This is a genomic window from Hoeflea prorocentri, assembly GCF_027944115.1.
Taxonomy (GTDB): Bacteria; Pseudomonadota; Alphaproteobacteria; order Rhizobiales; family Rhizobiaceae; genus Hoeflea_A; species Hoeflea_A prorocentri.
The window spans coordinates 1721948-1734636 of record NZ_JAPJZI010000001.1 but is presented as its reverse complement, the minus strand read 5'-3'; the positions used below and the strand labels follow the sequence as shown (position 1 = coordinate 1734636).

The 12689-nt window shown below is 56.3% G+C and carries 11 protein-coding genes; 2 read left to right on the top strand and 9 right to left on the bottom strand.

Annotated features, from left to right (window positions below):
- Positions 1-5: 5 nt before the first annotated feature.
- The 5 genes from pdhA to OQ273_RS08050 all read right to left on the bottom strand — a co-directional run bounded on the left by pdhA (position 6) and on the right by OQ273_RS08050 (position 5429).
- On the bottom strand, positions 6-1076 hold the full coding sequence (gene pdhA, locus OQ273_RS08070; RefSeq protein WP_267989937.1) for a pyruvate dehydrogenase (acetyl-transferring) E1 component subunit alpha: 1071 nt from the start codon (positions 1074-1076) through the stop codon (positions 6-8).
- Between the two features lie 139 nt (positions 1077-1215).
- Positions 1216-1533 (bottom strand): FtsB family cell division protein, encoded by a 318-nt coding sequence (locus tag OQ273_RS08065; protein ID WP_267989936.1) that lies wholly within the window; start codon positions 1531-1533, stop codon positions 1216-1218.
- 160 nt (positions 1534-1693) lie between these two features.
- The gene (locus tag OQ273_RS08060; RefSeq protein ID WP_267989935.1) at positions 1694-2929 is read right to left on the bottom strand and encodes a TsoY family (seleno)protein; all 1236 of its coding nucleotides are present in this window, start codon (positions 2927-2929) and stop codon (positions 1694-1696) included.
- A gap of 224 nt (positions 2930-3153) precedes the next feature.
- Positions 3154-4428, bottom strand: a complete 1275-nt coding sequence (eno, locus tag OQ273_RS08055; RefSeq protein WP_267989934.1) for a phosphopyruvate hydratase — start codon at positions 4426-4428, stop codon at positions 3154-3156.
- 104 nt (positions 4429-4532) lie between these two features.
- The gene (locus tag OQ273_RS08050; RefSeq protein ID WP_267989933.1) at positions 4533-5429 is read right to left on the bottom strand and encodes a VOC family protein; all 897 of its coding nucleotides are present in this window, start codon (positions 5427-5429) and stop codon (positions 4533-4535) included.
- Positions 5430-5702: 273 nt separating this feature from the next.
- Between OQ273_RS08050 and OQ273_RS08045 the strand changes: the two genes are divergently transcribed.
- Together OQ273_RS08045 and OQ273_RS08040 are read left to right on the top strand one after the other, a co-directional pair.
- A complete protein-coding gene (locus tag OQ273_RS08045; RefSeq protein WP_267989932.1) occupies positions 5703-7562 on the top strand; it encodes a 2-oxoacid:acceptor oxidoreductase subunit alpha in 1860 nt (619 codons plus the stop codon).
- Positions 7555-8556 (top strand): 2-oxoacid:ferredoxin oxidoreductase subunit beta, encoded by a 1002-nt coding sequence (locus OQ273_RS08040; RefSeq protein ID WP_267989931.1) that lies wholly within the window; start codon positions 7555-7557, stop codon positions 8554-8556. Before OQ273_RS08045 ends, OQ273_RS08040 begins: the two co-directional genes overlap by 8 nt.
- A gap of 20 nt (positions 8557-8576) precedes the next feature.
- Here the strand turns inward: OQ273_RS08040 and OQ273_RS08035 are convergent, their stop codons facing one another.
- The 4 genes from OQ273_RS08035 to tpiA all read right to left on the bottom strand — a co-directional run bounded on the left by OQ273_RS08035 (position 8577) and on the right by tpiA (position 12659).
- On the bottom strand, positions 8577-9200 hold the full coding sequence (locus tag OQ273_RS08035) for a TetR/AcrR family transcriptional regulator (protein ID WP_267989930.1): 624 nt from the start codon (positions 9198-9200) through the stop codon (positions 8577-8579).
- A 369-nt stretch (positions 9201-9569) separates the two neighbouring features.
- Positions 9570-11198, bottom strand: a complete 1629-nt coding sequence (gene pyrG / locus OQ273_RS08030) for a CTP synthase (protein WP_267989929.1) — start codon at positions 11196-11198, stop codon at positions 9570-9572.
- Between the two features lie 171 nt (positions 11199-11369).
- The gene (secG, locus tag OQ273_RS08025; protein WP_267989928.1) at positions 11370-11774 is read right to left on the bottom strand and encodes a preprotein translocase subunit SecG; all 405 of its coding nucleotides are present in this window, start codon (positions 11772-11774) and stop codon (positions 11370-11372) included.
- A 123-nt stretch (positions 11775-11897) separates the two neighbouring features.
- The gene (gene tpiA / locus OQ273_RS08020) at positions 11898-12659 is read right to left on the bottom strand and encodes a triose-phosphate isomerase (protein WP_267989927.1); all 762 of its coding nucleotides are present in this window, start codon (positions 12657-12659) and stop codon (positions 11898-11900) included.
- Between the last annotated feature and the right edge of the window lie 30 nt (positions 12660-12689).

Here is a 12689-nt window from a genome sequence, read left to right as displayed (position 1 = left end):
CCGACCTAGGCCAATATGTCCGTGTAGAGTTCCGAAGGATCCGGTTCCGGGTCCGTCTGCGCAAACTCCGCACTGTCTGCGACGATGTCGCGGACGCTCTTGTCGATGGCCTTGAGTTCGTCCTCTGTGGCCCAGCCCTTTTCAAGCAGCCGCGCCTTGACCTGCTCGATCGGGTCGTGCTCGGAGCGCATTTTCTGCACTTCATCCTTGCTGCGGTATTTGGCCGGATCCGACATGGAGTGGCCGCGATAGCGGTAGGTCAGCATCTCCAGGATGATCGGCCCCTTACCGGAGCGCGCGAACTCCAGAGCCGCATCGGCCGCTGCCTTGACTGCCCGCACATCCATCCCGTCGACCTGGTAGCCTGGAATATTGAAAGACACGCCGCGCTGCGAGAAATCCGTCTGGGCGGATGCGCGCGAGACCGCCGTTCCCATGGCATAGCGGTTGTTCTCCACCACATAAACGACCGGCAGCTGCCAGAGTTCCGCCATATTGAAGCTCTCGTAGACCTGGCCCTGATTGGATGCCCCGTCGCCGTAAAACGCGATGCTGACCTTGCCGTTGTCCTTGTACTTGTTGGCCAGCGCGATGCCCGTGCCGAGCGGCACCTGCGCACCCACGATCCCGTGGCCACCGAAGAAATTCTTTTCACGAGAGAACATGTGCATCGAGCCGCCCTTGCCGCGTGAATAGCCGCTCTGCCGTCCCGTCAGTTCCGCCATGACACCGCGCGCCGACATGCCCGCCGCAAGCATATGGCCATGATCACGATAGCCGGTGATCAGTTGATCGCCTTCCTGCATAGCGTGCTCGATGCCGGTTATGACCGCTTCCTGTCCGATATAGAGGTGACAAAAGCCGCCGATAAAACCCATCCCGTAGAGCTGGCCGGCCTTTTCCTCGAACCGGCGGATCAGCAGCATTTCACGATAGACCTCGAGTTCCTGTTCTTTGCTGAACTCGGCGATCTCCTGGCCGATCACCGGTTTCGATGATTTGCTCGATCTTGTTTTTGTAGATTTGGATGCGGCTGCACGACGGCCGGCAGACGCTGCATTCTTGCGCGGGGCCATTTGGTCCTCCCAATGGTTCTTCTGTGCCCACCTTACGGAAATGCCGAGCGACCAGCAAGCTTATAAATGCATAGCTTTGTTGCGGTCTATATATCTGTTTTTAAGCAGTTTTTTTAATATTAACTTGATTACAGTTAAATCAGTTATAGTCGAAGATAACAATCTCGTCCGGGCGCGACAGGTTCAGCGCCTGACGCGCTTTTTCATCGAGCATATCGCGCACGACCGGACCGCTTGTCGGCAGCAATTTAACTTGCTGTTGCAACAGCTTGCGCTCTGATTTGAGGGAGGAAAGCTCGGCTTCAAGTTGGGCTTTACGCACGTCAAACTGCTGCGTTGCGTTAAGCCCTCTGTCGCCATTGATCGAATGGAAGCCGAAATAGCTGATAAAGGCGATTGCAATGGTCGGAATAATCAAACGGCCGGTTTTTCGTATCTTTTTTTGCCGTGTCGACATGTTTACGCTGCTTTACACTCAAAACACATGGCATCCGGGTTGAAAGCTCCGGAGGCCGAACTGCCAGTGTTATGCAGCAACAAGTTTAATAACGGGTTATCGCAGCCAGCCGAGGGCCAAGCCTGTTTGCGGCCCGGCCCCGGCGAGAACAAAGAAGTCCCTATTCAGCCGCATCCATGCTTGGCATACCGCGGCTAGGGTTCGCCTGAGCTGCGCCGCTGCCGCCCAGATGTTTCCGGTTGAGAAGAACCATGGTCTTGATGGTCACAAACTGAAGATAGACCAGCGGTGCGACCAAGATGAAATAGGCGATAGAGAACTTGTCCACGATGCCGTTGGCGACCAGTCCGGGATGCAGGAAGAACATTCCGAACACCATCAGCGCGACGCCTGGGCAAATCAGGGCATAAGATGCGGCGCTCGCCTTTTCACCATGAATATAGTCAGCAAAGTAGTGGAGCTTGCGCATGGTGACAAAACCAATCAGGCCGAACAACAACTGAACCGACAGCATGATTGCCATATTGACGAGCATGTCTGAAGGAACCGGTCCACCGTTAAAGACATGATGCAGGCCGTGTGACAGCCGTACAGTCGCAATGCCACTGACGGTAACGATCGGGATAATGATCCAGAGTGAAGGCGAGCCTTCCTCGCTGACGCCGTGCTCCAGCATATCCTTGAAGCCCAGAACGACCATGATTAGTCCCCAAATGGCCGCAGAGGTCAGGAAGAAGATCGACAGCACCATGCCGACTACCACCGTCGTCGGGACGTGGCTCATGGCGGCAGGCGCCGCGAACCCGACACCGATCATGGACATGGCAAAGACGGCGACGAGTTGGCTGAGGCTGTTATTCGCAGACCATTCAAATTGTCCATTCGTTAGGATCCGGCCTGCATAGGACGCAAACATCCGCAGTGCCAGAACCGCCACCGCGCCAAATGCCACGATTGCTGCCGGGAACAGATATTCCACAACGCCCCACAGACCGGGAACGAACAGTGCGCCGAGGATAAAGGCGACATTAATACTCATGGCCAAGGTCAGCGGGATGGCCATGCGGGTCACCTCGGCATTCCCGGACATGAGTTTTTCATAGGCGGGCGTTTGCTGAAACGCCTTGTAGGCCGCCAGGTTTCTCAGGAGCAGCCGGTAATGCTGGAAGGCGAAGTACAGAATGCCGACAACCGCAACCGAGACCAGCGCCATGGTCACCGGGTTGCCTGCTGCAAAGACACCCGCGAGCGTCGTAAATGTCGGAATGGGCGACACCGGATGCGGCAACATGAACATCAGATACATAAAAAAAGAAACCGCAAGGCCACCATTGCCCAAGGAAGCCAGGAAATAGAGCGGATTATAAGGACTGCTGAAGCGCGTCGTGTTTTTCATTGCAAACCCCTGTGTGTGCGTTTCCGGTTGGCCGCCGCGATCAACGCAGCGTTGGCCTAAGGCATGATTGTTGCCTTTATATTAGTATATTGTGAAATACTAATATAACAATGCGACTTTATGACCCGCCCGCCCCGCACCGATCAACACAGGTTTTGAAAAGGTGATTTCAAAAAAAGCCTCCCGAAGGAGGCCCTTGATAATCAGTCAGTGTCTTGGTGACATCAGCTCCGCAGCATGCTCCGTCCGGCATAATTTGCCTGCGTATCCAATTCCTCTTCGATCCGGATGAGCTGATTATATTTTGCCAGCCGGTCCGACCGGGCAAGTGAGCCTGTTTTTATCTGACCGCAATTGGTGGCCACCGCCAGGTCGGCAATTGTCGAATCTTCCGTTTCACCCGAACGGTGCGACATAACGGCGGAGTAATTTGCCTTATGCGCCGTCTCAACGGCATCCAGTGTCTCCGTCAGAGATCCGATCTGGTTCACCTTCACCAGGATCGAATTGGCGACGCCCATCTTGATCCCGTCGCGAAGACGCGCCGAATTGGTGACAAACAGGTCGTCACCGACCAGCTGGCATTTGTTGCCAATGAGATCCGTCAGGGTTTTCCATCCGTCCCAATCATCTTCAGCCATCCCGTCTTCGATCGAAATAATCGGGTACTGACCGACGAGTTCGGCAAGATACTCAGCCAAGGCGCCCGGTTCCAATGTGCGCCCCTCGCCCTCAAGCACGTATTTACCGTCCTTGAAGAACTCTGTGGAAGCACAATCAAGCGCTACAAACATGTCTTCGCCGGGCGCATAACCGGCTTTTTCGATGGATTTCATGATGAAATCGAGCGCTGCCGGTGCACTTTCCAGCCCGGGAGCAAATCCGCCCTCATCGCCGACATTGGTATTGTGACCTTGCGCCGACAACTCCTTTTTCAACGTATGGAACACTTCAGAACCCATGCGCACAGCGTCACGGATCGAGCCGGCACCGACCGGCATGATCATGAACTCCTGAAAATCGATCGGATTGTCCGCGTGTTCTCCGCCATTGATGATGTTCATCATGGGAACCGGCAGCACGTGGGCGTTGGGCCCGCCGACATAGCGGTACAGCGGCAGACCTGACGCCTCGGCTGCGGCTTTGGCGATTGCAAGCGACACGCCCAGAATGGCATTGGCTCCGAGCTTTCCCTTGTTGGATGTCCCATCCAGGTCAATCATGGTGCGGTCGAGGTGGATCTGGTTTTCCGCATCCAGGCCGGCCAACGCCTCCAGAATTGGACCGTTCACGGCATCGACGGCATTCTGAACACCCTTGCCGAGATAACGCGGCCCGCCGTCGCGAAGCTCCACGGCTTCGTGAGCGCCTGTGGATGCGCCGGAGGGGACAGCGGCCCTGCCGAAAGAACCGTCTTCAAGAAGTACGTCCACCTCGACGGTGGGGTTGCCGCGGCTATCGAGAATTTCGCGGCCGATAATGTCGACGATTGCAGTCATGTCACTGGTCCTTGTGGAGCGGAGTTGGGAATTCGGCTGCCGTTTTAGGCAAACGCGCGAAAAAGGCAATGATCAAGCGCCATGCGCTCACAATCGAAAAACGCTCAGACAGCCTCAAAGGCGAAGAACGCACCCTGCCCGCTGTGCTCGGGAACCACCAGCCTGCCGCCGACAAATGAAAACGCAATACCGTTTTGTTTCAGCCGATCTTCCAGAGCATCAAACCGGTCCGTCGCGAAAACAATGCCGCGCATGCGCAACCCCCTGGCGTGTGTTCCACCCTCAACACCGAAATATGCCTTCAAGCCGGTTCCATTAAGGGCAAGAACGGTTGCATTTCCAGCGTCTAACTCAATACCGAAAGAATGAGCGTTCACTTCCCTTTGGTCGGCGATCTCCTGCAGCAGATATTGAAAATCGCTTGGGTTCTGCTCCGACAGCACCACTTGCCGGATCGAAACCACACCATTGTCGTGCGTCTCAAGGGCCGATTTGTCGACGTCCGACGGGTTCTTGCGTTCGCAAGTGAAGAAGAAAACATCCGGTGCTCTAAGGTCCGCCGCAAATGCCAGCTCGAAGCCGGCCACGTCACGCGTCCCATCCAGCGTTTCGAAGGGCCTGGCAAATTCCAGGTTCAGGCCGGCGCTGATGCCTGCATTTACAAACTGCCGCCGGTCTTCCTCGGCATTTTGGGTGCCCATGACAAGAGCGGAACAACCCTCTTCCCCGCGTCGAAACCGATAGGCCTGATCACGGGCGACAAAAACATTTCCGTCAATTGCCGAACGTTCGCAAAGCTCCCGCTGAGCAACGGCAATCGGCTCGAGGAATGTACCATCGCCCAAAAAAACGCAGGCATTGGCGGTTCCGAAGGGATGGCGCGCTTCTGGGGCCACGGTAAAACCCAAGGCATCCAGACGCTGTCGGGCGGTGCCAAGATCCGCCGTTGGCAGCACAATATGGTCCACCGGGCGTGGCCCGTCGCCATTCAAATCAGCCATTGAGAGATTCCTTCCAAAAACCGTTTAGCGCCAGCAATTGAGCAATGTCGGCAAGAATACAGGTTGCAAATCCGATCGGATATCTACCTTATCGGACGAAAACAAAGCATGGAATTGGATTTGCACCCGCATGCCCTAGATATTTTCTGGCATATTACGAGGATATGCTGCGATGATTTGGCAATGTAAATATGCGGGTCGCTGCGTTATAACCCGCGTCGAAACGGAATGGCTTTCATTCCGGTCACTCCTACCGGGCAATCGGATCCGACGATGAATATTGCAAGCAACAAAGAACTTCAGGAACAAGCGACCGCAGAGACGGTTGTCGTACGCCTTGCAGGTGATTCCGGCGACGGCATCCAGGTCATCGGATCGCAGCTTGGTCTTGCAAGCGCCATGGCGGAAAATGATCTCGGCACGTTTCCCGAATATCCATCGGAAGTGCGGGCTCCCGTGGGAACAACCTATGGCGTATCGGCCTATCAGGTCCATTTCGGAGGCAGGCCGATCAAAACCATCGGTGACGAAGCCGATATGCTGGTGGCGCTTAATCCGGCCGCGCTGAAAACAAATCTCGACACCTTGAAAAAGGGCGGCGTCATTCTGATTGATGTCGGATCATTCACCCAACGCAACATCGAAAAAGCCGGATACGAATCCTCTCCGCTTGAAGACGGCAGCCTGAACAATTATCATCTCCTGGATCCCGATATCTCCAAAATGACCCTCGAAGCGGTTGCCGATACCGGTCTGAACCGGAAGGCCTCCATGCGTTGCAAGAATTTCTGGGCGCTCGGGCTTGTCTACTGGCTTTACGGAAGGGACCGGTCGCCAACAGTCGAGTGGCTCAACCGGAAATTCGCAGCAAACCCCGACGTTGCCGGTGCGAACGTTGCGGCTCTTAATGCCGGCCACGCCTATGGCGAAACCATGGAAGCAACCGCTACAAACGTTGCAAGAATGGATCAACCGCCAGGCACCTACAGTTTTGTGACCGGGTACGAGGCATTGGCCTGGGGACTGGCCGCGGCCGCTGAGCTGTCCGACCGGCAGCTTGTCTTCGCATCTTATCCGATCACACCGGCCTCACCGCTGTTGCACACGCTGGCGAAGCTTTCCGATATTGGCGTCAGGACTTTCCAGGCGGAAGACGAAATTGCCGCGATCTGCGCCGCGATCGGTGTGTCCTTTGCCGGCGGCATCGGTGTGACGTCAAGCTCAGGCCCGGGTATTGCGCTCAAGCAGGAGGCGATGAGCCTTGCGGTCTCCGCCGAACTGCCGCTTGTCATCGTCAATACGCAGCGGGCCGGCCCCTCGACGGGCATGCCCACTAAAACAGAGCAATCCGATCTCAACCAGGCCCTTTATGGCAGACACGGCGAGAGCCCTCTGGTGGTGCTGGCCGCCGGCACGCCTGCCGAGTGTTTTGATCTGGCGATTGAGGCCACAAGGATTGCGTTGACCTATATGACGCCGGTCATCCTGCTGTCCGATGGTTTTGTGGCGAATTCCTCGAGCCCCTGGACACTGCCCAATATGGACAGTCTCAAAAAGATTGAAGTCAAAAACCACACGGATACCGAGAACTTCAATCCCTATCATCGCGACCCGGACACATTGGCCCGCAGCTGGGCCGTGCCCGGCACGCCCGGCTGTGAGCACCGTATTGGCGGCATCGAAAAGGACTATGCGACGGGCCACATTTCCTATGAGCCGGATAATCACCAGAAAATGACGGATGTTCGCGCGGCCCGGATAGACGGCATCGCAAAGTCGATCCCGCCCCTCAAACCTGATCAGGGTGAGGCAGAAGGTGAGATGGCGGTTGTCGGCTGGGGTTCGACATATGGCCCGATATCGCGGGCCATCTCCAATCTGCGCGCACGCGGTCTCAGTGTCTCACACATCCACCTGACACATATCAGGCCCTTCGCCCCCAATCAGAATGAATTGCTCAAGGGGTTCAGGCAGATCCTCGTGCCGGAAATGAACTCGGGGCAGCTTGTCAATTTGCTGAAGGCGGAAGGCTGTCCCCATGCGGAAAAACTCAGCAAGATGACTGGCAGGCCCTTTCAGGTAAAGGAAATCGAGGAAGCGGTAATGTCCAGGCTGGAGGCGACCGATGAATGAGCAAGTAAACACTGCGCAGCTGACCCCCGCGGATTTTACCACCGATCAGGAGGTACGCTGGTGCCCTGGCTGCGGCGATTATGCGATCCTCAAGGCTGTGCGAACAGTATTGGCAGAGGTAGGCGCGCGGCGGGAAAACACGGTTTTTGTTTCCGGCATAGGCTGCTCGTCGCGGTTTCCCTATTACATTGACACCTACGGCTTTCACACAATTCATGGACGGGCGCCGGCGGTCGCCACCGGAATGCTCCTGGCCAATCCGGACCTTGATGTGTGGATCATCACCGGAGACGGCGATGGTCTGTCGATCGGCGGCAATCACCTGCTTCACATCCTGCGCCGTAATCTGAATTGCCAGATCCTGCTCTTCAACAACGAGACCTACGGCCTGACCAAGGGCCAATATTCCCCGACATCGCATCAGGCGACACGCTCACCATCGTCTCCCGGCGGCAGCGTCGACAGCCCGGTCGATCCGGCCGGTTTTGCGCTCGGCTGCGGTGCGCGGTTTGTTGCCCGTGGTGTCGACACACAGATCAAACAGCTTACCGAAGTGCTCAAAGCCGCCTACCATCACAAAGGCGCATCTTTTGTCGAAATTTATCAGAACTGCATCGTGTTCAATGAAGATGTGTTCGAAGACTTCACGGCCAAGAGCAATATCGCGGACCATCAAATTCAACTTGAAAGTGGCGCTCCGCTCCTCTTCGGGAAGGACAAGTCACGCGGCATCGCTTTCGATCCGTCGTCTCTTGGGTTGAAAACGGTTGATGCGTCGTCCGGCGAGGCAGATATTCTTATGCACGACCCGGCCAATTACAATCTCGCTTCAGCGCTGGCCCGCTTCGCAAACCCGGACAACCCGGTAGCAACCGGCGTGCTTTACGACAATCCGGCTCCGGTCTATACGGGCCATCCGGTCAGTACCGGAAAACGCTCGCTGGAAGACGTGTTACGCGGCGGCTTCAGCTGGCAGGTCGGCAAGAACGAGTAGCGGCCGCCAGCAAGAATTGGTCACTGCTTTCCTGCTTCTATCGCCCGCATAATGATGGATTCGCAAAGGGCCACCATTTCGGCTTGCAGCTTCGTCTGTATGACGGGGTTCTTTTCAAGCAGGATACGGTCGGTGAGCGGCGCCATGATGCCGACGGCCGTTTTGCGCGCCACCTCCAGGTCCCCGTCACCGATATCGGGTGCCTCCGAGCGAATAATCGCGGCAATCAGATCGCCGGTGAACTCGTCAACCGTCGCTTCATTGATACCTGGCGGCTTGTTGACCGACGAAAACTTAAGCAGTTGCAGATAGCCGGGTTGCGCTTTCGCACTGTCAATATAAATGCCGATCAGCTTTTCAATGGCGTTGTCTACGGGATCCGACAGGACTGCGAACACTTCCTTTGCAAGATGCTGAGCCAGCCGCTCAAACAGCCGCTCTTCTGCGGCAATCAGCAATTCAGTCCGGTTGCCGAAATACTGGTAGATCGTCCCGACCGCATATCCTGTGTGCTCCGCGACTTGTGTGGTCGTCAAAGCTTCCAGGCTTTGCTGCGTCACCAAAGTTTCAACGGCATCAAGAATCTTATCAACTTTTTCCCGGGAGCGCTTCTGCCTGGGTTTGCGCCGTACGTCATCATTCATTTGATTACAGGCCACTCCAAATTAACAAAAATCAAATCTGAGAAATATTCATATTCATTGTAGCAAATGCGCTATGCTGATAATGTCTTACACGATTGTTTGCCGCAGAGGAGCAGATAGTAAGCAGCATATGCGTTGTTCTGCGGGTTGTGCCATCGCAATTGTGCTTCCGCTTCACAGCACTAGGATGTTCCTGGATATCCGCCCGGCACATTCGAAATGACAGGACCGTCCGCTCGTTTGGAGATCAATAGGCCGGGGGCAAAGGCTTTCTGACTACATTCGATGGTTTTCTGTTGGGGTTGTCACGTCATCCGCATACGCTTTGGAGCGGACCGGCAGCAGACAACCCCAGCACAGGGTAGCCGCTCAAACCAGCCGCGACTGCTCAAGCGCCGCCTCAATGAAGGAAGCGAAAAGCGGATGCGGCTCGAGCGGCCGCGATTTCAACTCCGGATGATACTGAACGCCGATAAACCAGGGGTGGTCCGCATATTCGATCGTTTCCGGCAATACGCCATCCGGTGACATACCCGAGAACACAAGACCGTGTTTCTCCAGCACATCGACATAGTCATGATTGACCTCATAGCGGTGCCGGTGCCGTTCCGATATCTCTGTTGAGCCGTAGATGCTGGCAATGCGTGTGCCTTCCTTCAGGTGAGCGGCATACGCCCCCAGACGCATTGTTCCGCCGAGGTCCCCGGACTTTGAACGCTTCTCCAGCATGTTGCCGCGCAGCCACTCGGTCATAAGGCCGACCACCGGTTCGGACGTCTCACCAAACTCCGTTGATGATGCGGATTCAACTCCGGCAAGTGAACGCGCTGCCTCAAGCACCGCCATCTGCATCCCGAAACAAATCCCGAAATAGGGAACCTGACGTTCACGGGCAAAGCGGGCTGCCAGGATCTTTCCTTCAGCGCCACGCTCCCCAAAGCCACCGGGCACAAGGATCCCGTGAACCTTTTCCAGCCATGGCGCCGGCTCTTCCTTTTCGAAGATTTCCGATTCGATCCACTCGAGCTTCACCCTGACGCGATTTGCAATGCCACCGTGATGCAGTGCCTCGATCAGCGACTTATAGGCATCTTTCAGGCCCGTATATTTGCCGACAATGGCGATCGTGACTTCGCCTTCCGGCGTTCGGATCCGGTCGGCAACCTCTTCCCAGCGCTCCATGCGCGGCGCCGGAGCCGGCTCGATGCCGAATGCCGCCAGCACCTCATCGTCAAGACCTTCGCGATGATAGGAAATCGGAACGTCATAGATATTGTCGACATCAAGCGCCTGGATCACCGCAGATGCACGCACGTTGCAAAACAGGGAAAGCTTGCGCCTCTCTTCTTCCGGGATAGAACGATCCGCACGCACCAGAAGAATATCCGGCGCAATGCCGATCGACTGAAGTTCCTTGACTGAATGCTGGGTCGGTTTGGTCTTCAATTCACCAGCAGCCGGAATCCACGGCATCAAGGTCAGGTGAATATAGATGGCGTTTCCGCGCGGCAGGTCGTTGCCCAACTGGCGAATTGCTTCAAGGAACGGCATCGCCTCGATGTCGCCGACCGTTCCGCCGATCTCGCAAAGCACAAAATCGTAATCATCATTGCCGTCGAGGACGAATTCCTTGATTTCGTTCGTAACGTGCGGAATGACCTGGACCGTTGCGCCCAGATAGTCCCCTCGCCTTTCCTTATCGATGATGTCCTTGTAGATCCGGCCCGTGGTGATGTTGTCGGCTTGAACCGCGGAACGCCCCGTGAAGCGTTCATAATGGCCAAGGTCGAGATCCGTTTCCGCACCGTCGTCGGTTACGAAAACCTCGCCATGCTGATACGGGCTCATCGTACCGGGGTCGACATTCAGATAGGGATCGAGTTTACGCAGCCTTACGCGGTAACCGCGCGCCTGCAGGAGCGCTCCAAGCGCTGCAGCGGCAATGCCTTTACCCAGTGAGGAAACCACGCCGCCAGTGATGAATACATATCGCGCCATGGGCTTATTCCGTTACCGCTTTGAAACTGATTCCACCAGCCCCAAAAAGCCGGCCGATGCACTTTTCGACATAAATGTGCGTCCATGCAACGTTACGTTCGTGGCTTGCAGGACCGCACGTTAAAAACCGGCGGCATCCTCATGCCGCCGGTTCAACTCGTATAATCCGCTCTACTGTCCCGTCGGGATCTGGCTGTCACCGCTTCCGGATGAAGTCGGGCCCGGTATGTCGGCAGACCCGCTGTCATCGCCGGACGAGCTTGGCGCACCACCGATCTGATCGAGCACGGACTGGCCGCCACTCGGCGCTGTCTGTTCAATCCTGTCGAGAATGTCTGTCGGTTGCGCTTCGTAGCGGGCATAGATGCCCAATGCGATCGACGTCGCGAAAAAGGCTGCGGCAAGGATACCGGTTGTCCGCGTCAGGGCATCAGCCGCACCCCTTGCTGACATCAACCCGCCGCCGCCGGAGCCGCCGCCGATACCGAGGGCGCCGCCCTCCGAGCGTTGCAGCAGCACGACACCGACTAGCGCAACCACGATCATGAGGTGAATAACGATTAAGACCGTTTGCATGGATCACATTTCCTGCCACTTGGGCAATTAGCAAAATTCGCGGCTGTTTACACGACGCAGGCGGTCTTTCCAACCCCATAACGCCGTTTTGAATGCGGCATTTGTTACGCCGTAACAGTCATTTTACGACCTGTATGACTCACAGATGGCGAGAAAGTCCGCAGCTTTCAAGCTTGCGCCGCCGACAAGCGCACCATCCACATTGCGAACAGCCATCAATTCTGAGGCATTTGATGGTTTCACGGACCCGCCATAAAGCAGCTTCATGAGCGCTCCCTCGCCGGCGAAACGATCTTCCAGCAGACGCCGCATGAAAGCATGCGCCTCCTCCACATCAGAGACTGTCGGCGTCACTCCGGTGCCGATCGCCCATACCGGCTCGTAGGCAATAACCGTGTTGGCCGATGTGGAGTTGTCCGGAACGGAATGGGCAAGCTGATCCTTGATGACGTCAAGCGTCCGCCCCTCGTCCCTTTCCTGTTTGGTCTCCCCGACACACACGATGGCAATGAGGCCTTGCTCATGCACCGCCTCTGCCTTCTGTTTGACCGTATCACTGGTCTCGCCGTGATCGGTCCGCCTTTCCGAATGTCCGACGATGACATGCGTTGCCGCTGCATCTGCCAGCATCGCCGCTGAAATATCGCCGGTATGCGCACCCGATTGCGCCATGTGACAGTCCTGGGCACCGATGGTCAGCCCGGTATCCTGAACAGCAGCGGCCGCAAGATAGATCAAAGTAGCGGGCGGGCAGATCAAGGTGTCCATTGTTTCACGCAGGTCCGCATCCAGTGAACCTGCAACCGTTGTGATCTCGGAGAGCCAGTCGCGCGTGCCGTTCATTTTCCAGTTCCCGGCGACCAGGGGTTTGATGTCAGGCGTCATTGGTATCTCCCGCAGATCAAACGGCCTGCC